Annotated in this window: 14 protein-coding genes and 1 pseudogene; 1 reads left to right on the top strand and 14 read right to left on the bottom strand. The window is 58.9% G+C overall.

Going from position 1 to position 22,758, the window contains the following annotated elements:
- Positions 1 to 6: 6 nt before the first annotated feature.
- The 13 genes and pseudogenes from NOX35_RS14520 to NOX35_RS14460 form a co-directional block, all read right to left on the bottom strand.
- A pseudogene (locus NOX35_RS14520) lies at positions 7 to 681 on the bottom strand (IS3 family transposase); the annotation flags it as partial.
- A gap of 20 nt (positions 682 to 701) precedes the next feature.
- Entirely contained in the window at positions 702 to 1,604 is a 903-nt protein-coding gene (locus NOX35_RS14515; RefSeq protein ID WP_256493728.1) for an AraC family transcriptional regulator, read from the bottom strand.
- A gap of 272 nt (positions 1,605 to 1,876) precedes the next feature.
- Positions 1,877 to 3,043: a hypothetical protein gene (locus tag NOX35_RS14510; RefSeq protein ID WP_256493727.1), complete on the bottom strand. Its 1,167-nt coding sequence runs from the start codon at positions 3,041 to 3,043 to the stop codon at positions 1,877 to 1,879.
- Positions 3,040 to 3,663 (bottom strand): LysE family translocator, encoded by a 624-nt coding sequence (locus NOX35_RS14505; RefSeq protein ID WP_256493726.1) that lies wholly within the window; start codon positions 3,661 to 3,663, stop codon positions 3,040 to 3,042. The genes NOX35_RS14510 and NOX35_RS14505 overlap by 4 nt, the downstream gene beginning before the upstream one ends.
- On the bottom strand, positions 3,653 to 4,864 hold the full coding sequence (locus tag NOX35_RS14500) for a PLP-dependent aminotransferase family protein (protein WP_256493725.1): 1,212 nt from the start codon (positions 4,862 to 4,864) through the stop codon (positions 3,653 to 3,655). Before NOX35_RS14500 ends, NOX35_RS14505 begins: the two co-directional genes overlap by 11 nt.
- Positions 4,842 to 5,426, bottom strand: a complete 585-nt coding sequence (locus tag NOX35_RS14495; protein WP_256493724.1) for a PaaI family thioesterase — start codon at positions 5,424 to 5,426, stop codon at positions 4,842 to 4,844. The genes NOX35_RS14500 and NOX35_RS14495 overlap by 23 nt, the downstream gene beginning before the upstream one ends.
- Positions 5,426 to 6,562, bottom strand: coding sequence for a radical SAM protein (locus NOX35_RS14490; RefSeq protein ID WP_256493723.1), 1,137 nt, complete (start codon positions 6,560 to 6,562; stop codon positions 5,426 to 5,428). The genes NOX35_RS14495 and NOX35_RS14490 overlap by 1 nt, the downstream gene beginning before the upstream one ends.
- 4 nt (positions 6,563 to 6,566) lie before the next feature.
- Entirely contained in the window at positions 6,567 to 7,346 is a 780-nt protein-coding gene (locus tag NOX35_RS14485; protein ID WP_256493722.1) for a Phenylacetic acid catabolic protein, read from the bottom strand.
- Between the two features lie 734 nt (positions 7,347 to 8,080).
- The gene (locus tag NOX35_RS28820; RefSeq protein WP_371878486.1) at positions 8,081 to 8,446 is read right to left on the bottom strand and encodes a hypothetical protein; all 366 of its coding nucleotides are present in this window, start codon (positions 8,444 to 8,446) and stop codon (positions 8,081 to 8,083) included.
- A 397-nt stretch (positions 8,447 to 8,843) separates the two neighbouring features.
- Complete coding sequence (locus tag NOX35_RS14475) at positions 8,844 to 9,791, bottom strand: helix-turn-helix domain-containing GNAT family N-acetyltransferase (protein ID WP_256493721.1); 948 nt, start codon at positions 9,789 to 9,791, stop codon at positions 8,844 to 8,846.
- 422 nt (positions 9,792 to 10,213) lie between these two features.
- Positions 10,214 to 13,453 (bottom strand): hybrid sensor histidine kinase/response regulator, encoded by a 3,240-nt coding sequence (locus NOX35_RS14470; protein WP_256493720.1) that lies wholly within the window; start codon positions 13,451 to 13,453, stop codon positions 10,214 to 10,216.
- Positions 13,454 to 13,508: 55 nt separating this feature from the next.
- A complete protein-coding gene (locus tag NOX35_RS14465; RefSeq protein WP_256493719.1) occupies positions 13,509 to 14,726 on the bottom strand; it encodes an EAL domain-containing protein in 1,218 nt (405 codons plus the stop codon).
- A gap of 2 nt (positions 14,727 to 14,728) precedes the next feature.
- Positions 14,729 to 17,560 (bottom strand): ATP-binding protein, encoded by a 2,832-nt coding sequence (locus NOX35_RS14460; RefSeq protein WP_256493717.1) that lies wholly within the window; start codon positions 17,558 to 17,560, stop codon positions 14,729 to 14,731.
- A 737-nt stretch (positions 17,561 to 18,297) separates the two neighbouring features.
- On the opposite strand from NOX35_RS14460, the gene NOX35_RS14455 reads away from it, so the two are divergent.
- Positions 18,298 to 21,150, top strand: coding sequence for an ATP-binding protein (locus NOX35_RS14455; protein WP_256493716.1), 2,853 nt, complete (start codon positions 18,298 to 18,300; stop codon positions 21,148 to 21,150).
- A gap of 492 nt (positions 21,151 to 21,642) precedes the next feature.
- Here NOX35_RS14455 and NOX35_RS14450 read toward each other — a convergent pair whose 3' ends face one another.
- Complete coding sequence (locus tag NOX35_RS14450) at positions 21,643 to 22,716, bottom strand: porin (RefSeq protein ID WP_256493715.1); 1,074 nt, start codon at positions 22,714 to 22,716, stop codon at positions 21,643 to 21,645.
- Positions 22,717 to 22,758: the final 42 nt, after the last annotated feature.

Below are 22,758 nucleotides of genomic sequence, written 5' to 3'. Positions count from 1 at the left end.
TGCGGGCTGACAGCCCTGATCGGAATGCACAACGACGGTATCGCAGGGTCTTCTGCGCCAGACGGCCATGTGTAAGGCGTCAAGAGCCAATTGGGTGTCAATGCGGCTGCCAGTGCTCCCACCAATGACTTGCCGGGAGTACAGGTCAATCACCGCCGCCAGGTACAGCCAGCCTTCGTGGGTAGCGATATACGTGATGTCGGTGACCCAGGCGACATTGGGCTCACTGACTTTGAACTGTTGCTCCAGCAGGTTCGGGACAACCACGGCCACAGCACCACCTCGTGGGCGGGGCCGCCTGCCGTAGCCTCTTTGAGCCTTCAATCCTTCATGGCGCAACAGCTTGACCGCGCGATGCCTGCTGCATCTCTCACCCAAGTCACGCATATCCAGGGTCAGCTTGCGATAGCCATAGATACCACCGCTCTCCAGCCAAGCCTGCTTGAGCAGACCCAGCAACCTGCGGTCATCCACCGCGCGCTTGCTTTCTGGCTTGGCCTTCCAGGCGTAGTAGCCGCTGGGGTACAGCCGCAGCATGCGGCACATCTGCAAGACGCTGTAGACCTCCTGATGCCTGGCGATAAAGGCGTATTTCAGTCGGACTGACGAGCGAAGTACGTCGCCGCTTTTTTTACCTGCCTGACCCAACTGCCTAAGCTGGTAGAGTTCGAAAGACGCAATTCCGTGAGGCTAGAAGCTATCTAGGAAAAGCTGGTCGATTCAATGTGCCGGTATTGCGATGGCGTCTGGCCGCAGATCTTGCGGAACTGTTTGGTAAATTGTGTTGCGTCATTGAATCCGCAGGCCAAAGAAATGTCCGCGATAGAACTATGGTCGTCGCGCAGGCAGGCTTGCGCGAAGGCCATTCGCCGATGCAATACGTATTTGTACGGTGCCATGCCGGTCGAGTTTTTAAACAGCCTGCTGAAATGATATGGGCTGAGGCCGACTTGCCGGGCGAGTGCGTCTATCGTGATCGTATCGGAGAGGTTGGCATCGATGAACTCGTCAAGCCATTTCCTCTTCTTCTCGGGCAGTGTCTTGAGTTGCGAGCGCTGACGCACGGCAGCGGTGCCGAAGCCCATCACGAGGTGAGCCGCGATCATGTGGCCGAAGTTCTGCGCGAACAGCAAGCCATTGGGATTGCCATCACGTAATTCCTGGTCGAGACATTCAGCAGAATTGAGCAAGTGAAGGTCGATGTCCTGAGCTGCTCGAGGGCGTCCGCGGAAGACGGGCTGGTTCAATTCCTCGGCTACAGAATCGACCAACTGACGCGATAGCGTCAGCAGGCATAGCGTGCCTAGCGGCTGCCGGTAACGCACGAGGTGTGTGCAATCGTCGGGTACGTACGCCATGCTGCCGCGGCGCTGCGTTTCCGAATGCCACTTGCCGTCGATACAGCGTTCAGCGATCGACCACGGGCTCAGTTTGACCATCAGGTAGTGCCCGTCGATGCGATGCTCGCTTGTCTCAAAGGCAGCAGACTCCTCGCGCCGCTCGAAATACACGTCCTTCCAATCGAATGGCGTGCTCTTGCGCACTGCGTCGACCATGAACAGTGATTCGTAGTGCGTTGGATTTGTGAAGTCGATCTTGCGCATACTGCCTGAATGTGTAGTCATCACTCTATCAGCCGGATATATGTTTGTGACTGCATTGTCAGGAAAAGAGCTGTCTCTACTTGCATCGGGGCGGTGTCCATATCTATTTAGATAGAACCTTTCCGGTTAAATACTGACTTACAACATTAACCGCTTAAAGAACCTCTGTTCTATAGTTTTGATTTGTGGTCGTATTTTTTATACCTGTCGTCGGTCCAGCGGCTGCGTTTAAATAGACTCGATAGATCGCCCGCCGTAAGATCCGCAACGGGCTATGGCATTTCAACCTCTACGTCCAGCAGCAGCAAGCGCGCCCGCATGTCATCATAATGCGCGTGCCGGTAGTGGTTGACAGTGTCGGCGGCTTTCAGCGATCGGAAAACGAAGTCCAGCATCTCTTCACGGACTTGCTCAAGTGGCGCATCGTGGATGCGCGCTTCGACCACGCGAATCTCGGCCAGTATGGCTCGCAGCGCACAGATGAAGTTCCCTAGGAGGCGGATTCGACCGTTGACTAGCTCCAGCGCCCGATACTTGCTCAACAGGTTGAAGAACATGTAGCTCGACAGAGCGTCGTATGAAGGGCTCGAGCGGCCGCTCGCATCGAAGGTCACGCCATCAACGCCATACCGCAGCAGGCGCTCGGCGAGGATGAATTCGAAAAGAAACCCCGATTTGCCATCAAACGAAGCTGCGTCATCCAGAAGGATCAACGCACTGCCGATGTCGACGCGCAACTCCTCCAGCCCGGCCAGTGCGCGGCTCGATTTCAGCTTCAAGAATGCCGGTATCGGCAAGTCACCGACACGCTGATGGTTGTACTCATGCAACCAGACCCAGTAGACGGTCGCCTTTTCGATCTCTTCGTAGCTCGCGCCGCGGATCTCGCGGAACGAATCCGCCGTCGTCAAGTGTTCGATGATGCGCTGCGTCAGCTTGTAATGGCGCGCGGCAAATTTGTTGATGAGATAGTAAATCTTGTCGCCGGGTTGCTGGAGCATGCCGATATGGTTCTCCGGGAACAGGGCAACCGTGTGCGCAGGCAGCAGCCCGTCCGTCGCCTCCTGCAAAACGATGGGCATCACGTTGGTCGCGTATCTCGAAAGTGCCGGATCGGCAGGTAAGAGATCGAACTTCAGATATTCCAGCCCCAGTGGCTTGGCGTAGGGTGCGCTGAAGATAGAGACTAGCGTGTCACTTGCCGGAGCATTGAAATACTCGCGAGTCTCGCGGAGCGAGAATGGTTCGCCGCCCACCGATCGACGCAGGTCGTCTAGGAGGCGATTGGCGCATTCGAACTCCCTCAGGCCTGGGACGGCGTCCAGGCAATCTATCAATTCACGGCATTCGGTGGGCCCGATGGTATCAGGCCGATCGAACAGGCCAATTGTCTTGGCCCGGATCGCGTTAAGGGAGGACAACAGCGTAGTCGATTTCATAGCGTTTCCTGAAGAAGGCTTCTTGCGATCGGGACGATCGACAGCAGCAGCAGGCCGCCCATCGTCAACTTGAATGCGAGGTCTCGCCTGGGGTTGGTCAGGAGGCGCGACATGAAGTCTCCGAAGGCCGCCCACACCAACATGCAAGGCGCGTTGATGACGAGAAAGGTCATTGCAACCAGCGCGATCTGTCGGCCATCAGCATCCGGCGATGTGTAGGACGTCACGGCACCAAAGGCCATGATCCAGGCTTTGGGATTGAATAGCGGCAGGGCGAGCCCGGCGCGAAAGCTCACCACCATCTGGGCTTTTCCGTCTGGACTTGGGGCACCGTCGATGGGCGACGTCATGATCTTCCAGGCCAGCCAGGCAATGTAGGCCAAGCCGATGATCTTCATTAGGAGCAGAAAGATCAGGTTTGAGCCCAACAATTCGAACAGCCCAAGCCCGGACACGAGCACCATCGCACCCAGCCCGGTGGCGATGCCGATGATCAGCGGCAGAGAGCACAGAGCACCATGGCGCGCGCCCGAGGCCAGTACCAGGAAATTGGCAGGGCCCGGTGATATGGACATCGCCAGCGCGTAGACGCAGAACGCAAGGAACAAGTCAACGCTCATGCACTGACGCCTTAAGGGCGCGAGCGAGCCGTTCGGCAGCCTCTTTTGCAGCAGCCGGCGTGATCATTGAATAGGAGAGCCGCAGCGTGCTGTGCTCGGGATGATCTGCATAGAACGCTGCACCAGGCACGAAGACAACACCTTCCACGACGCCGCGTTCAAGCACGCGGGCCGAGTCGACCGCCTGGCCAAAGCGCGCCCAAAGGAACATGCCACCTGCTGGCTCGGCGAAGTCGATCGCATCGCCCAGATGGTCTCGCAGCGCACCCATGAGAGCGTCCCTGCGTTGGCGATAGCCCTCGCGCAATACCTGCAGGCGCTGGCCGAGGCGACCACTCGCGAGATAGGCTGTGACGATGCGCTGCGACAGCGAGCAGCTGTGCAGATCGATCGCCTGTTTCGCAAGCGTGGCTTGCCTGAGTGCAGCGTATGACATCACCATCCAGCCGATGCGCAGTCCTGGCGTCAGAATCTTCGAGAATGAGGACAGATAGACGACTTGATCGCTCAGACCGCGCCCGGCAGCCAGCGAGTACAGGCTTTCCACCGGCTCCCCCTGAAATCGCAGCTGCCCATATGGATCGTCCTCGATGATCACGGTACCGGTTCGACCTGCCAGTTCTACAAGGCGTTGGCGTCGCTCCAGGGATAGGGTCGCACCGCTCGGATTGCCGAAGTTAGGTACGACGTAAATTGCCTTCACATGGTGACGCGAAAGGTAGTCATCGACCCAACTGACATCCATGCCATCGGCATCCGACGGTGCGGTGACGATCTGCGCCTCGGCCAGGCCAAAAGCCTGCAATGCGGCCAGGTACGATGGTCTTTCGAGGATAATCGTGTCGCCGGGGGACAGCAGGATTCGAGCGGTGAGATCTAGTCCCTGCTGTGATCCCGAAGTCACCAAGATGTTGTTCGGCTTAGCGTCGATGCCGCGCTCGGCCAGCATGTTCGCGATTGATGCTCGCAGCGCTGCGTCCCCTTCCGTCTCACTGTATTGGAAGATGCTTGGGTCGGAGTCTGCGTGTAGGTCGGCGATGACGGCGCCAAGTCCCTTCAAGTCGAATAGATCCGCGGCCGGGATGCCGCCGGCTAGCGAGATCATGCCTGGCATCTTGCTGTACTTGAGGAGGTCGCGTACTGCGGAGCTCTGCACCCGCTGCATGCGGGAGGCGAATTCAGGTGGGTTGGGCTGCGTCATGGGATGAGATGGGATTGAGTTGAGAAAGCGCTGTGGGCGCGTGTGGCGCAGCCTCAGCCGCGAAGCGAGAGTTCCAGCTTTCGTTGTCGCCCATCGACGCATTGGCCACGGAGACAATGCCGCTTGCCTTGAGCTGGATCGCCCTGCGCGGACCGAAAAGACGCACCTCGACGAAGGCCAGCTTGTTCGTACGACGCAGGACGCGGCACTCCAGCTCGGGCAGCCGCGTGCGCACCGGCTTCATGTATTCGATGGACAGCTGCAGCGTGCCGCAGGTACGGCCGCGGAATAGCAGCACGCCCGTGCTAGCCACGGCGCAATCGACCATCGCCGCCAGCGTCGCGCCATTGATCGCGTCACCGCCAAGCCCACCGGCATGCGCAGGCAGCGACCGCACCAAGCGGATCCGCACCGTCGAATCGTCTGAAATGTCCAACTCTGCGCCCATCTGCGTCAGGACCGCCAGTGAATTGAGGCGCGCCTGCCAGAGCGACCGCTGCGCAGCGTCGAGTGGGATTCGAATAGTGTGGCTGTCCCATGCAGAGGGGGGCGGCAGCGCCATCAATCGACCTCCGTCAGCATCGGCGTTGGCGTCTCGGTGGCCGTCGGAGTTGTTCGGCTGCGGCGGTAAGGCGACCAAATAAACTGGCGCCAGTAGCTCTCTGCCACTTCGATCCAGGTCTCCAGAGACTCCCGCGATTCGAGCGACTTGGCCATGCTGACGAGAAACCAGCTGTAGACGGCTTGGCTGTCGCGGCAGCCCTCGCAATGGCCGGAGGTGCAACAACGTTCGAGCGTCTTCAGATCGGCCTTCCACGTGTTGAACATCGGCAGCACGGGCTCGCCGGCCTGCATGCGATCCTGATTTTCTGGGTGGTTGACGCTGATGCTCGGGCAGGTGTCTCTACCAAACGTGCCGAACCAACTCTTTCCAGTCACCATGGCTTCGATATGTGCTGGATGGTTGAGCACAACGTCAGGGAAGGCTTCGCGCGCCCGCAGCATTTCGGAAAGCAATAGCCGCTGGTTCTGAATGCGAAGCGGGTGCCCAGTGTTGTATTCGCTGTAGAAGTTGAACGATACCGTGTTGCCGTTTTCGCAGATGCGACGCACTGTCGGCTCGATGTGCGCAAGGCCGCGCTCCGTCACGGCATAGACAAAGCATGCCCGCGGATCGCCCTTGTAGTTCTCAAGCGCTTTATCGAAGAGGCCAGCGAATGACCGCCCGTTCGGCTTGATCGCACGCAGTTCGTCATCGAGTGGCCCGCCACCAAAGACCGAGATGAATACCGTGACGTTCTCGAAAGGTGCTTCACGCGGCAGAGCACGCAAGCCGTTCGTTGAAATCGAGACATACCGCATGCCTTCGACGAACGCGGCAACGCGATCAGGAAACAATGCCGGCTCGCCGCCGATCAGCAGGGCGGCTGACACTTTCTTGCGCCGCTGCGACTCGATGAACGCCTTCCATTGGTCTAGCGACTTGGCTTCAACGGCAGTCTTGTCGTGCCCGTACTCGTAAAACCAACAGCCCTTGCAGCGGATGTTGCAGGCATTGGTCAGGTGGTACTCGGATGCGCGCACGCGCGACGCGAATTTGCGCAGGTTGTCGAGGCGTTCTGCCAGATGTTGATCACCGGCAACCAGCGCCTCGATGCGCGCTGCTACGGCGTGACGTGGATTTGTCTGGGTTTGCATCTGCTTACTCCTGCGTTAGCAATGCTTCTTCACATGCCGCGTCAGGTACATTCAGACCCATCACTAGCAGGCGCGGCACGGTTTTTTTCACGAACCGGATTCGCAGTTCTTCATTGCTGGTCTGGCGGAGGCCCCATTTGATATAGAGCCTGGTGCGCGGTGAGTCGGCGCTACCAAAAAGCTTGATCAGGTGCGGCCAGAGGCGATTGAGCGCTTCCTGTGCCTGTATTCGTCCATCTTCTGTTTGGCACGCATCGCGGATGATTCTGTAGCCGTGTGCGATATGGGTGTGCTCGTCACTAATGATCTGCTTGGTGAAGATCTCAGCAAACGGTAAGTAACTCGACTCCGCGAATTCTTGGAGATGGTCCAGAACGACCGCTTCCCCAAGAAACGAGAATATGCCTCGCTCCATCCAGGTCTTGATGCCCCGGACGAGTTCGTTCGAATAAAGCGGACGCTCAAGGAAGCTTTCCTTCAGCATATAACTGGTATCTATACCAAGGTCGGACAGCACTTGGGCGCTGAGTTGGTAGTGCTCGATCTCCTCTCGTGCTCGTTCACAGCAAATCAGCTTTTCATAGGCGTTAGGCGCGAGGTTATAGAAGACCTGGGTGTAGTCGTCCGCCCCTGTCAACTCACCTTCCGTATGCACCTTCATCAGATGAATCGCTAGTTCACGATACTCAAGAGGCATTTTGTGAAACTCTTCCGGCGACCTCACTGAACCGGATTTAGCGAGTATCTCGATAGGTAGTTCGCTTACATGATTTTCCAATTTCAAGATGCTTCTCCATTTTCGTGAATGTTGAGGAGAGTCTAGAGATGCGATTTGCGGGTTATGAGTGCAAATAGAATTTGCTAGTGCTTTTTTGCTATTAATTGATGCAATCAACCTGCGCTCGTCATAGCGTCTAGCTGTGTTTCATTAATGAGAATATATGCAGGTCAAATCTGTCAGGTCCGACTGCATCAAAATCTGTCGCCCATAAAAGCGTGTTGGTTCGATTGGCGCTGTTGCATTACAGGGACTTCCCATCAATGCAAGCGCTGATCATTAACTTTGACGGACCTGTCTGCCAAAGACGATCAAGGTGCTTGAAACGAGGAACAGACTGCACATCTACAGACGGGGTTAGGCACGAGGTGTGCGCCCCCAGAAACAAACCGCGCAGCAGGGCTCCATTCAGATTTCGTGATGTCTTGCGACTCACAATGCAACAACCGAGCTTGCCTGCTGCTGGTCTGACCTGTTCATTGCATCTTTGAGTTCACGTCTGGGATGTTGAAGTGCCTGTCTCAGGCAACGGCAAAGACGGGTGGCCTGGGGCGTTCGGCGAGAGGGGCTGCTTCGTAGGTACGCTTCTGTGTCATGAGCGCCCAAAGGGTGTGTGCATTTTTGCTGGCTAAAGCCACGGCGGCTTTTTGCCAGCCACTGCGCTGCCTCAAGGCCATCGCCCATTGGGAGTCAGCACAGCGGCCTTGGCTCCTTGCACCAGCAAAGTGCGCAGGTAGCCATCATGCAGTGAGTGGTCCCAAGCCCTTGATGGCGGCAGCTCGCTGCACCTGCGCATCCTCTTTACAGTGAGCGGCAATACGCTGCTCACACCAGTGAAGATGTTCATCGAGCTCTTGCCAATGCATAAGTGCACGCTGCAGCGCAATGCGGGCTGTGCCTGCGATGTCATTGCCCGCATCTTCCAAGATATCGTGCAAATGGGGGCGCAAGACTCTGGGGCTTTGCGGCAGGACGATGCCAAACCCGGCGAGCAAGCCTCGAATGCGGTTAATGCATGCTGTGCGCTCCTCTTTGAACCCTTCACGCAGCCGATGCACACACAGTATGCCCTGCTGCTCAGGAGTCTTCACGGGAACAAAGCGCATCTGAGGACGGCTGGCTGCCTCGCAAATGGCAGCTGCATCATTGGCATCGTTTTACTGCTCTTGCCCTGCATGCGATAGGGTGCAACCCGTGCCGCTGCCATCATGCGTGCATCCAAGAGATGCCTACTCCAAGCGGTAAATGATGCTATCGGCTCTACTTGGCCGTTCGATAACAGTGTGATGGAGATGCTCTGGTCGTACTTGGAACCTCTTTTGTGAGAAGCTGGCGATCTCGACTGAGAGGTGATGTCAGAGGTACTCCACTGGCCTGTCCCCTCTCTGAAATTCCTTTGCGCCTGCTTGGCCGCTTTCGCACCGATCAGCGAATGTCCTGTGTGGGTTGACCGGCGACAGCCGCAGCCGGCCAGAAGCAGTTCTTGAAACGGGCAATGGATTTTCAAGACACGCGAACGAATTGCTGCTCGGTAACCGTGCTTCCCCACTGTGCTCCTTGCTCCTCTTGCTGCAGCTTGAAGCCAAAAGACTCATACAGCTTGCAGGCTGCGTCCAATCCCTTGAATGTCCACAGATGGACTTCACGGAACCCACGTATATCGCAGAATGTCATCGCCTCTGTCATTAACTGCCGGCCGACACCGCTACCGCGACAGCCATCGTCCAAGATGAACCATCGCAGATGGGCCCTGTTGTCACCCAGGTCCTGCCCGTCAATCGCAAGCGAACCAACAATTCGGTCATTGAGCAGGGCGGTCCATACCCTATTGAATGGCTCGTTCAGTCGTCCGGCGAACTCTGCCGCTCCAGCTGCGACCTGGCTCTCGAAAAACTGCCCGAAATTGGAGTGCTTCGAGTAGAACGCCGCATGCATTTCGGCAATGCGCCCAACCAGTCCGGGGCGATATCCTGCGCTGACGGTGATTGGGCTTTGCTGCTTTTCTGCCATATTCAAGCGATGAGCTTTAAGCGCTCCTGCATATGCAGACAAGCCCTGCGCAACCGCTTGTTGCTGGGAGCGATTGAGGTGTTGAAACGCACTTTGCACCTGCATCTGGCCATAGGAATGGATCTGCCTGACCGTTCTGCGCCCCTGGGCAGTCAGCTGCAATAGCTTGAAACGGCCATCATCGATAGCAGCCACTTCCTTGATCTCTCCTGCTGCAACCAGCTTCGCAAGCATTCGGCTGACGCTTGACTTCTCCAGCCCCAAAAGCTGCACGAGCTGAACCGAGGTCATGCCTTCATGGGCGTCGATTTCAAGCAATGCATGCACAGCCGATGCCGAGTAATCTGTTGCGGCCAGTGTCGGCTGCATGAATCCGAGCTCTCTTACCAGGGCGCGGGAGTCGGCTCGGATCGAGTCAATTTCAGACATGGCGTTGGTCATCTGTGGTGTCAAGCAATCAGTATTGGTTGCAATATACAACTATATGGTTGTAGTGAGCAACTGATCTGTAATGAAGCCTGATACGGGGAGATGGCTGCCCTTGGCCGGATCCAGCATGCCAGCCATTCCATCGCGGAAGGCCGGTCAAGACAGACCCGCATCTGCGCAGGCGCGGGCGCATCGGATGCAAGCTCGGAAAAAGCGGTAATGGGTATCAACAGCTCGTCGAGAGGGTGATGTCACCTATGCCTGAGCTGCACATCCAGGCCGCTGTTGTCCATCGATTCATGGAGCCGGGCCGCGCACAACGGCAAGCGGCGGCGTAGTCACGTTCGGGGTTGGGGCGGTGTGGCTCAGCGCAGGGCGCAGTCGTTTCTGGCGCATCGACTGTTGGCGCTGACCTGCGGGGCGCCGCGTTCCTTCTAGGCGGAAATGCCGCTTCTGACGATGTCCAGGGTTTCGTGCATATCCTTGACAAGCAGGGTCAGCATTTCCCGTGACGCAGGAGTTTGTCCGTTGGACCGGATCTGATTTTCCAGGGATTCGGCTTGTGCAAGGAGATCCTTGAGCGCAACAGCAGAGAGACCTCCTCGGATCCTGTGCAACACGGCGAGCATGGCCGGGGCATTGTCTCCATTGGCGGAATCCTCGAGCGTGTTCAGATCCTGGCTCATGGTCTGGATGAAGACCTCGCGGTACTTTCTGGGGATCGCGGCGGCGTTCGCCGAAGTGTCGTGCCTGGGATTGCCGGCGGGCTCGTCCGAGCCGCCTTGCGGCGCTGCGTCAGCGCTGGCTTTCGCATGCGCGCGCAAGTGCAGCCACAGCGATCGCAGATCGATAGGCTTCACTAGCCAGCTGTTCATGCCGGCAGCCCTGCATCGAGTCTCTTCTTCCTTCATTGCATTCGCCGTCACTCCAATGATGGGCGTGGACACGCCACGCTCGCGCAGGGTGCTTGCCAGCTCATAGCCATTCATGCGCGGCATGTTCAGGTCGGTAAGCAGGAGATCGAAGTTGCTGATGCTCCATAGCGCGAGGGCGTCTGCTCCGTCGGGGGCGATGGTTACCTGGCAGCCAAGCTGTTCAAGCTGGTCGCGCAGCGTGATCTGATTGATCGGATTGTCCTCGGCAACAAGAATATGCAGATTCAGTTGATGATAGGGCGGATGAGCGGGCTCCGGTGAAATTTCCAGCTCCCCGCTCACCAGATATTGAATGGCAAATCCGACGCTGCGCAAAGAGTATCGGTTTGCCTGTGGCGGGAGCTGGCCAAAGTCTTCGTATCGCCTGGCCACGACCCTCGGGCCCGCCCATTCCTCAAGATCGGCTTGATCATCAAGCATGACGTCCACGAGCACTCCAGGCGACTCGCTCTCGGGATAGGCATGCGGGGAGAGGGCGCTTGCCTGAGCCCCCCAACGTGTCAGCCACTGGCACAGGTTCTCGCTGAGCTCCTTGCGCGGGCTGCGTACATAGGTCGTGATATCTCGCAGCTGGGGAGCAGAGCTCACAGGCGGGCTCCCCTTCTCAAGAACGAGATCCACAGAAAAACTGCTGCCCAAGCCTGGTTCGCTGGTGACATGGAGCTCACTGCCCATGAGCTTGGCCAATTTGGCGGAAAGGGCAAGGCCGATGCCCATGCCGCCAACCGTATGCGAGTCGCCGTTGATCTGATAGAACGGCTCGAACAGTCGTTTTCGTTCTTCGGAACCGATACCCGGTCCGCTGTCCGCCACCTGCAGGCTCAGCCGCACCTTATCGTCCTGAAAGGATTCGGCGCGCAGCCGGGTGATGACATGTCCGGCGTTCGTGAACTTGATGGCGTTGCTAAGCAGGCTGGTGAGAATCTGGCGTATGCGCCCTGCATCCCCGTAGACGCAGGCCGGCACGGAGGTGTCCACGCAGCCATAGATGACCAGGCCTTTTTGCTCGCCGGCCGGCGCGCAGGATGCGACCGCACTTTGCACCAGCTCGCCGGGATCGAAAGCTGCGGCCTCAAGTGCAAGCTGCCCCGACTCGATCTTGGTGACGTCCAGGATGTCACTGATCAGCTGTTGCAGAATGCCCGATGAATTCTGAATGTGATCGATATGCCGGCGTTGTTCATCGCTGAGTGGCGTCATGGCAAGAATCTCCAGCGTGCCCAGCAACCCGTACAAGGGCGTGCGGATCTCATGGCTCATTGACGCCAGGAAGGTCGATTTCGCCTCTACGGACTTTTGTGCCTGCACCTTGGCCTGTTCCTGGGTGCGCTCCATCTCCGCTCGTGCGCTGATGTCCGCGAATGCGCAGAGCACCACGTCCTGGCTCTTGTAGCGGCTCGGCACGAATCTCACATGCAAGGGGCGGCCGTCCAGGCCCTGAATGCTTTCTATGCTCCCGGGCTTCGTGGTGCCCATGATCTGCCGCAGCAGGCCATTGGCTCCCGGGGCGTTGTGCAATTCAGCATCGGCCACTATGCCCAGCCACTGCGCCGCGAGCTCGTTGCTGAAGGCGACCTTGCCGGTCGAGCGGTACAGGACGCAGAGCGCAACCGGGATAGTGCCAAGCAGGGTGAGATTGAATGCATCCATTTCCTGCTCGCCCTGGGCTGCGGCCTGCGCAGGATCGGTGACATGCTGCCGATACCATCGCCTAAACCCCAATCCGCCTGCCAGAACGAGCAGCAAAGTGGTCAAGACGCCCACCGGCAGCCAAGCATGGTTCTTGATGAAGCTGCTGTAGCCGAGCAAGTAGACCGCAGTCCAGTCGCCACTTTTGTCGGCAAGCCGAAGAATCAAGCCTTCGGACGAAGCCTTGAAGCCGATATCGTCGGAAGCCGGAAGCCGTCCTTCGCCTATCAGCACGCCGCTGTCGCGCCGAATCAACCAGAAATCATCGTAGGCAGGCTGGAAAGAGGAGCGCTCCGACGCGCTGATTCGGTCTCGCGCGAACAGCGTCGCCGCATAGGCATTGCTTGATGTGCCGGACTGCACATCGTCTGCGTCCAACGGTAGGGATACCGGAAGAACTCCAATCATCGCGCCCGGGAGATCGGCATCCCGTCGCCATTCGATCAGTGAATCTACCCTGACTCCTTGCGGATTATCGCTGGATGCGTGCTGCTGGATCGCCTGAACCACACTCAGGAACACTCGGCGCGTCAGGGGCGTAAGGCTTGAGTCTGCGGCAACTGCCGGCACGCTCAGACTGAACTGCCTGGCGGGCGATACGAGGAAGACGGGTGCGGCTGGAAACGCCAGATTTGCCCAATACGTGGAATAGAAGTCTGAAAGATACGAGCCTGCCCCAGAGTGGACGCCGTTCGTTACGGGGCAGAATTCGGCCCGCTGGCAGAGCAGGGTGAACGGCATGGACGCCGCTGCGCGTTGCCCATCGAAGAATCGCCAGGAGGGCGACTCGATGCCCACAGCCGAGCTGACCGAAGTGCGTGAAGCCAAACTGGCCCGCTCGGTCCGCTGGCTTTGCACGCGCAGCGTGCGCAACATCTGCTCCTGGGCGTTGATGTTGCCCATCAGGAATGAAAAGTCCGCTTGAAGCTGCTCCTTCTCATTCTGCAAGATATGCTGGCCGAGCCAATACACGGCTCCAGCCAGCACAAGAGCAGCCGGGAAAACGCCGAAAAGCAGAGGTCTCACGCGGCTGGAGGCGCGCATCACCATTTTTTGATGCTTCTGTCTTGTCATAGGTGGTGCACGCTTGACGCGCGCTCTGGTTTCAATATGGCGCAGAGTCAGGGAAATGCAGCTTGGGCTCGTCAATCAGCAGTTCGCCGAATGCGGACGGGTCGATGGCAGCTGAGATCAGGTATCCCTGGGCGCAGTCACAGCCAAGCTGTCGCGCGAATTGCAGATCCTCCATGGTTTCGACACCCTCGGCAGTCACCAGCAGGCCCAACTGTTTGCCCAGCTGAACCGATGAAGCAAGTGCCGCAGCCAGCACTTCGTCGCTGGCTGCGCCATAGACAAAGGCCCGGTCAATCTTCAATTCGGTGAACGGGATGGAGATCAGGTTGTACATGGAGCTGTACCCTTTGCCGAAATCATCCTGAGACAGGCCAAAACCTCGCAATCGCAGGCGGCTAGCACCCATGTAGAACTGGCCGGCATCCATGCCCATGTTGTCTTCGAGCAGCTCGAAAGTGACATCCTCTGTTGGCACGCCGCAATTGGTGACTATAGCGTGGAGCTCGTCCGGCAACTGCTGTTGATCCAGTAACAATGTCGGCAGGTTGATCGATATCGGCACCCTATAGCCCTGGCGCCTCCATGTCCTGTAAGCATCGACTCCATCTTTCACCATGCGCATCAGCAACGCGTGGTCCAGTCCATAGTCATGCAGAGTTCTCAGGAATGAGGCCGGCATCATCAAGCCGAAATCGCGGTGTTGCCAGCGAACCAGGGCTTCTGCCCCCACGATGCTTCCGGACAGCAGCGACTTCTTCGGCTGGAACCAGGCCCGGATGCTGCCGTCGCGAAGCGCAATCTCCATGCTCTCCTTGTCCAGGATTCGGTCGTCGCATGTGGCCGCGTTGGAGCACTCTGCAGCGGGGCGACGCAACAGGTTCCTGACCATCTCGTCGATCTGCTCGCGCATGACAGGCTTGACGAAGGAGCCGATGACAGCGAAGCCGCGCTCCTTTGCCATCAGGCTGATACTGTTGGCCATGCGGCGCGAGCATGCCGTGACAACGGCCAGAACGGGATTCAGGTCCTGGCGCGCAAGCTGATCGATGAACTGGGCACCATCCATCAGAGGCATGTTGACGTCCATGACGACGACGTTGTAGCCATGTTCCTTTATGCGCTTCAGGGCAACGCTGGCGCTTTGCTCCGCGTCGACGTGAGCGAAGCCTGCTTCCTCCAGCATGTCTTTCAGGCGGATACATTGAAAGGCGTGATCATCCAGGACAAGAACTTTGTATTTGGAAAGCATGGTCAGGTCAAATCCTCTACGAGGGTGTGCAAGGTTTGCGCCAGAGTGAGAAGTGGCAAGGGTTTGAGGAGCACCTGGTTCATACCGGCCTCGACACCCTGGCGCGCGACGTCGGGCGCGGTGCTTGCCGTCAGGCCCAGGATGGCGCCCTGGTAGTCCAGCTTTCGCAAGGCGCGGACCAGTTCGTAGCCGCCCATCAGAGGCATATTCAGGTCGGTAATGACGACGTCAAACTCCTGATCGCTCCAGCGGCGCAGCGCCTCTTGTCCATTGACGATAGTGACTACCTTGCACCCCAGATGCTCCAGCTGCTCTCGCAGGATGATCTGGCTGATGATGTTGTCTTCCACCACCATCACACGCAATCCCAGCGATATCCGCTTGGCGTGGACCTTCGCGCTAAGAGGGCGCTCGATACCATCCTGTGCCATCCGGACGGCGCGCCCGATGCTGACCGGATTCATGGTGCAGGTGATGCTCAGCTTGGAGCTTGTCGAGGCCAAGGACTCCTGGCCGGACCCTGGCGCCACGACGCGTACCCTCTTGTGTTTCCACGGCAGATCAGGCGGTGCCGGCGGCCAGGTCTGGACGAAGACGGCGTCTTTCGAGGCTGGAAGTCTCAGATTGCTCCGGTACGGCAGCGCGACAGCGCCCCATGAGTTCAGCCACTCGCACATGTTCGCAACCACTTCCGGAGCTGCACCGTCGACATACACCGCGCGCTTGCGTAGTACCACCGGCGGTGCAGGGGCTGCCGCTGCAACATCCAGCGTGACGGCAAACGTAATGCTGGTGCCCAGACCTTTTTCGCTGACGACGGACAGGCTTCCGCCCATCAGGTCTGAAAGGCGCCGGCAGATGGCCAGACCCAGCCCCGATCCGGAAATGTCTTCCTTGGCGCTGGCGTTGGCACGGAAGTAGGGCTCGAAGAGCTGAGCCTGGGCTTCGGCCCGAATGCCGACGCCCGTATCCGCAACCTGAAACTTGAGGCGAACGCGCTCGGGCTGAAGATTCTCTGCGCTCACGCGCACGGCAACCCGGCCAGCTTCGGTGAACTTCACCGCATTGCCGACCAGATTGTTCAGAACCTGAAGTATGCGGGCGGAGTCGGCACGAACCGAGGAGGGGACTTCAATGCCGCAAAGCCCGTAGATCAGCAGACCCTTGCCGTGCGCGCGCGCCGCAAAGTTCGCGACGACGCGCTCCAGCAGCTCCGCAGGCGAGGCCTCGGCGATATACAGCTCTTGCCGGCCGGCTTCTATGCGCGACAGGTCTAGGGTGTCGTTGATGGTGCGCAGCAGCGTCGCAGAGGACTGCTGGATTGTGTTCAGGTATTGCTGCTGCTGTACGTTCAAGCCTGTCAGCGCCAGCAGTTCCATCGTGCCGACGATGCCGTACAACGGTGTACGGATCTCATGGCTGAGCGTGGCGAAGAACATTGTTTTCGCTTCATTCACCTGGTCGGCGGCCAGCTTCGCGCTTCGCAGCGATCGCTCGACCTCCTTTTGCACGGTAATGTCGCTGATGCCGCAAATGACCACGTCCTCGGACTGATAACGCATGGAGGCGAAGGTCAGAATCACGCTGCGCCCGTCGCGAAGCTCGCACTCGCGGCTGCCTGCCCGGGTCGTGGCCTGGCGGATATCCTCGCGCCAGCTGTCGTGCTCGTCGAGCAGGCGCCTGGCAGCGTCGTTGGACACAAGCAGCCTTCCATCTGCGCGGCGTACTAGGCTCAGGCCGACAGGGGCAACTTCGATGATTTTGTTGTTCAGGGCCAGGCTGTCGACAAGAGCCGCGTACTGGCGCAAAGCCGGCGCTACCAGCGTTCTCTTGATGTGGCGCACGGCCAGCAGGACGCTGGCGGCAAGCAAGACTGCTACGCCTCCTGCCATCCAGAAGGAGTGGGCACTGCGGGCCAGGACCTCTCGCATAGGGACGTAGTAGACGAGTTTCCACTGCGCTTCGCCCACCGATTTGACCAGCACGAGATTCTCGGGAAACCACGTGCCGCCCTGGACTCCGAAAGAGTCCTGGGTCAGCTTCGTCGCAACCGTATCGCCCATCATGGGCAGCGGGCCACCGTGCAGGGTCATGCGGCTGTTGCTGTCGTAGAGTGCGTAGCTACCGCCACCGCTTGCGCATTCGGAAGCGATGACCGAGGCAACACCATCGACCTCCAACCCGATCCAGGTTTGTTCAGGATGGGTTGCGTCCAGCGGGGTGAACAGAAAGATCCTGTCCATTTCATCTGTTGGCGGGTGCAGCCAGACGATGGGCGTACGGTTGCCTGGCTCCATTGCGGGTGTGCGCTCGGCCAGGGCTTCCGTAAGCCACGCCGTGGTGCCAGGCGATACGGGAGATGGCCTTGCCGTAGTATCCGTGCCCAGACGCTTTGCCATGGAATGCTCTAGCGACAAATAGATGATGTGGGCGCTGGCCTGCTTGACGTCGGCCCTGTCGTGCGGGGTCAGAATCAGGGCCCAGTCATAGCTGTTCTTGTCTGTCAGCAACGGCGTGACACTGATCTGGCGCGTTTCGCCAAATGTTTGCGGGGTTCGCTCGGGCGACATGCGGTTGGTATTGCGCACCGACGATCCGGCGATCGACTTGAGCAAGGCTTCGCGCTGGTCAAAATAAAGCTGCGCGTTGTAGGCGGCTGCATTCATGCGTCGTCGGTGGTTGGAAACCTCCCCGCTGAATGCCCAATACAGATAAAGCGCGGTGCCAAACAGGATGCAGGCCAGCAGCGCTACAGCCAACAGATGAAGCAGCAGCATCGGCAAGCCGAGCGCGGTGGTGTTCAACCTCTCTGAAGGAGGGTTGGTCAAAGTCATGCAAGGAATGATAGAAGTCGGGCTCCTGCACAGGTCTAGGAAAATTCTTAAAATGTGCTCTCTGAAAAACAGGGCAGGAGAGAGTCAGGCTGCAGATTGCCCACGCGGTCCAATACCTCGGTCCAATACCCCAGTCCTATCAATGAGAGGAGCGATTTCGGACTCTCCTGGCAGCGCGGGGGTACAACCCCTGCCCATAGTCCCGTAGTGATTGGGAGTAGTGCGGTGAGCAGCGCTTGCTTGCTGCGTGAGTGGCCGCGGGCCAGGAAAGATGCTGCTGTCCAATTCCTGCTTTGTGGCGCAGAGCCTTTGTTTTCAGGCCGGCGTAGTTGCCCGGGCGTGTAATTGGTACTTAGTGCGTGGCACTTGGCGACTGAATGGCGGACATTGCCGGCTTGCTAGTTGGGCCATCAGGCGCAGCAATGAATTCAACTCATCTCCATGCCCCAATTTTCTTGAGCGCCTCTCACGTCCTCAGGGAATCTCCAGGCAGAAATCGACCCGGTAGTGATGCCTGAATCCATCCCTCAGGCCAATATTCGGAAAATGTCGCCCGGCACTTCTCGACAGCCTGCTTGATAGGATCAGGCGAAGTGATGGCTGCAGAGCAGGGCGGTTGACCATGAAACCTCGGCAGTCCTTGTCTCGTCGAGTCGAAGACCGCTTTCGGCTGGCGCGCATGCAGTGCCAAGGTAATCAGTCAGTTGAATGACGAGATAAACAAACATAGCAAGACGATGCGCTTTATTCGGTATACGCTGGTTCTCCTGATCCTGCCACTGGCAGTCATGGCCCCAGGCCGGGCAGAGTTGAGCGTCTTCAATTTTGAACCGCGTATTACTTCTGCCTCCCGCAATTGGCTGAGCGACGAGCAGCGTCAAACGCTGGATCAGCGCGGCCAGCTCACGCTGGGTGTATCGCTGCCGGACTATCCGCCCCTGGATATTTTTGATGCCGGCTGGTTTCGCGGCATCACGGCCGACTATGTGGGCCTGCTGTTTGCATCTCCTGTGCGCGTGCAGCCGTTCCGCAGTCGCGAGGCCGCCTTGCAGGCCCTGCAGCGCGGCGAGATCGACATGCTTGGCGGCGGCACGCCCAGCGAAGCCAGGCTGGCAGGCCTGCAACTTACCCACCCCTATCTTACGGACCCGCCTGTGCTGGTCTCCAGGATCGATGCTCCCTTTGACGCTAAGACCCAGGGAACCAAAATGGCGGTCAACCCGGGATATCTGCCGGCTGCACAGACTGCAGAGGTGTATCCCAACAGCCGTCTTCTGAACTTTGTGTCGCCCAAACGCGCGCTGGAGGCACTGAGTCTGGGCGAGGTCGATGCCGTTCTGGCCGATGCCTCGTCAGCCCACTACCTCATCAGCGTCAACTATCTGGTGAATCTCAAGATCCAGGGCTTTGTTCCCGTTGACAGCGATGGATTTGGCTTCCTGGTCCGGATGGACGACGGCGCGCTGCTCGACTACCTCGATCGGGCTGTTCCGAAGGTTGCGGCGGAGTATGGCGACGACATTCTGTACTCCTGGAGCGGCGGGCGCCCACTGCGCCTGGGCGAGGACCGCATTCCATTGACTGCATCCGAGAATCGCTGGCTGGTCGAGCATCCGAGTGTTCCAGTGGTCTTGAACGGCTCGCTGGGGGCGTTGGGGCAGTTCTCCAGCGATGGGCAAGCCCAGGGCATAGGCCCGGATTATCTGGAGCTCATCAGTCGCCGCACCGGGCTCAAGTTCGACTACATTCGCGCTCGCAACTACTCGGAGCTCAATGCCATCCTGGGCCAGCGGCGGGCGCTGCTGACCCCGGTTTTTGCGCCCTCGGATGAAGCGCCGCAGGGGCTTGAAATGCTCACCCCCTATCTGAGGACCTCGGTCATCGTCATGGCCCCGGCAGGAGCGGCCCAGGGAATCACGGACGACGGGCAGCGCATTCACCATCTGGCAGACCTGGATGGGAAGAGAGTGGCCGTCGTCGAGGGTTACTTTCTCGATAATGTCATCCGTCGCGACCACCCAGGCGTGAAGATCCGCGCGTTCCCCGACATGACACAGGCCATGCAGAGCGTTGTGGAAGGGCGCAGCGATGCCGTTGTCGGCAGCGACTACGCGATGCGCTTCATCAACGCCAGGTATTTTGGGAATCGGCTGGCGCAGATAGGCATTCTGGACGACTACACGCGCCGCGTCAGCATGGCTGTACAGGCGCAGGAGTCCGAGCTGGTTGCGATCCTGGAGAAGGCCCGACTTTCAATCACGCATGAGGATGTTGCTGAGTTGGTGCGCAACTGGGAGCCAGGGCATCCGGCCGATGGCTGGGGGTTCTTGACCGAGCATCGGCAGGCATATTTGCGGGTGGCGGGCGCACTGGGTCTGGCGGCCGCGATCTCGCTGATCTGGGGGATATACCTGACCCGTCAGGTCCGCAGGACAAGGCGCGCGGAGCAGCGTGCCGAAGCCGCCAATCAAGCCAAGACCCAGTTCCTCGCCACCATGACCCATGAAATCCGCACTCCTCTTGCGGCGATCATCGGCCTGCTGGACATGGCCCGGCAACGAAGTCAGGGAGCTGCCACCGAGGATGGCAGCCTGCCGGCGGCTCAGGACGCGGCGCAGACCATGCTGCTGCTGCTCAACAATGTGCTGGACCTCAACCGGATCGAGTCGGGCTTGATCCACTCTAGCCCCAAGCCGGTGGCGCTCAGGCCCTTGATCGAGGATATGGCTGTCTTGGTCCGTGGCATGGCCTATCGTAAACAACTCACCCTGGATATGTCGGTCGCCCCTGAGGTCGATGCTTGGGTGATGGTCGATCCGCTGCACCTCAAACAAGTGCTGTTCAACCTTCTCAGCAACGCCGTCAAATTCACCGCTCAAGGGGGTATTGCTCTGACGGCGACTGGAAGCGCAGAGGGCGGAATGCTGCACCTTTGCCTGGAGGTCGAAGATACCGGAATCGGTATCGAGCCAGCGGATCAGGCTCGGCTCTTCGAGCCCTATGAACAGGTGGCCTCGGCTCAGCAGGGGCAGGCCTTTGGCAGCGGCCTTGGGCTGCATATCACCCGCCGTTTGGTGAACCATATGGGCGGTGCCGTATCGATCCGCAGTGAACTCGGACGAGGTTCCCGCTTCACCGTGAAACTTACGCTGCCCATTGTCGAGGCGCAGACCTTGCCGCAGCCGAAGCCGCGCACCGCGCCCCGGCCGGCAGCCAGGGTGCCAGCCCATGGCGCGTCACTGCTGCGCGCGCTGCTTGTGGAGGACCACGCGCTGAATCGCGAGATCGTCAAAGGCATGATGTCCGATCAAGGTGTAGTGCCCGAGGTTGCCGAGGACGGCGTTCAGGCATGGGAGCTGTGCATCGAGACGGATTTCGATCTGATCGTCACGGACGGCCAGATGCCTCATATGAATGGCGCCGAACTGATCTCCAGGGTGCGGGCGCGTGAAACCAGCGAGGCTCGAAATCGCTGTCGGATAGTGGCACTGACCGCCAACATCGAAGACGTGGAACGGCAGCGCTATATGGCAGCGGCGCTGACGAGGTGCTCTGCAAGCCCATCCGTGAAGAGGACATGGCGAGAGTGATTCGCGAGTCGACAGTTCTCGTCAGAGCTTGAGCGATTTCAAGTGTTCTTGATCGCGAGGAGTGCAGTCACGGGGATTGCACGTTCCATGCATGTGTAACTCTGGCGGCCGCCTGTCCATCATTTGTATAGGCGGTTTTGGCCCGTTGCTGTCGTTTGAGTTTCGTCAAGCAAAGTCTGCTGTGCTGCTGTGCTGCTGTGCTGCGGGGCCAGACGGTCGATGTGGGTCAGTGAATTCACGGTCTTGGTCACACTGCGGACATTGGCACAAACTGGTTTGCCTCGTGTGGGATATCTGCCATGCTCCTCAATTGGTTTACGCAACGGCGAATATCTGTAGGCCGCCCCAGGAGGCGGCTCTTATTGTCATCGGATGCACAGCCTGTGACCAAGACCACTGGCAGCAATACGTTTCCCGTAAGTGGGCCGATTTCTGGAAATGGAGGAGACCAGAGAAGATCAGCCACGTAATCGTTCCATCCTTGAGGCGGCCTCAGAAATTGTGACGTATGCCAGCGCCCATCAAGCGTCCCTGGTTGCTGCCGCTGGCGGCTGTCAGCGGAATGCCGCCAAGGCCGCCTAGAGCGCCACCAAAATTGTGTTGCCGCATAAGGCGAGCGTAGATTGAGGTGCGCTTGCTCAAAAAATGATCAGCTCCCAGTGTCCAGACAGATTGCCCGCGGCTGCTGCCGTCCACGCTGCGGCGCACCCATTCCACTTGGAAGATGGTCCGTGGCGCGACCTCATAGGTAGCGCTTAGGCTCTTGATCCGAGCCATCGGCGAGCCGACCGTGCTCGCGGAGCTAATGGAGTAGGTTCCCGTGAGCATCAAAGGAGCTGCTGCGCGGTAGGTGCCCATCAGAGAATGGAAAGTCGACCGATCTGGCGCCGCAACGGGCGCTGCGCCGGAGCCTGCCCATTGGCGCTGGAAACCATAACCGATGGAAACTGCCTTGCCGCGCCAGGCAAAGCTGGCGCCCCAGAGATCCCCGCTGCGCCGGCTCACGCTGTGGTCTCCCGCACTGGCTTCGCCGGGAGCGTAGGCCACATCGGCATGAAAGCCTTCCGTGCCTGCCGTGCGATAGCGCAGCATGTTGTTGGCCCGCCCAACAATCGGCACCATGCCAGGCTGCGCATCGGTGAATGCCGCCAGGTTCAGGGGCGAGAACACGTCGGCCAGTGCATAAGGATCTACACGCGTTACTGCCGCGATCAAAGGTGTGAGTTGACGGCCTGCAGTGACAACACCCCAGTTCCCGGATAGGCCGACAAAGGAGGCCAGGTTAAAGGCCAAAGCACCTGCCTGCTTGCCTGCCCCAGTATCTGCAAACATACCGGCCTGAAAGTTGTAGATGACTTTGAGTCCTCCTCCCAGGTCTTCCTGACCGCGCAAGCCCACGCGCGAGCCCAGGCTTCCGCCGTCCTCTACACGTGTCCACGACACAGTGCCAGCCTTGGCAAAGCCGACAAACTGATCAACGTTGCCATATAAGGTCACGCTACTCTGGGCCATAGCTGTATAGGGCAACACCGAGGCCACCGTGGCCAAAACCAAAGTCTTGTTCATTGTTTGTTGTCTCCTTTTTTATGCCGTACCGCGTGGATCACT

Origin of the sequence: Comamonas sp. C11, from assembly GCF_024496285.1 — a bacterium.
GTDB classification, from domain to species: domain Bacteria; phylum Pseudomonadota; class Gammaproteobacteria; order Burkholderiales; family Burkholderiaceae_C; genus Comamonas; species Comamonas testosteroni_F.
The sequence above is the reverse complement of the archived record's forward strand: the minus strand, read 5'-3'. Positions and strand labels throughout refer to the sequence as shown.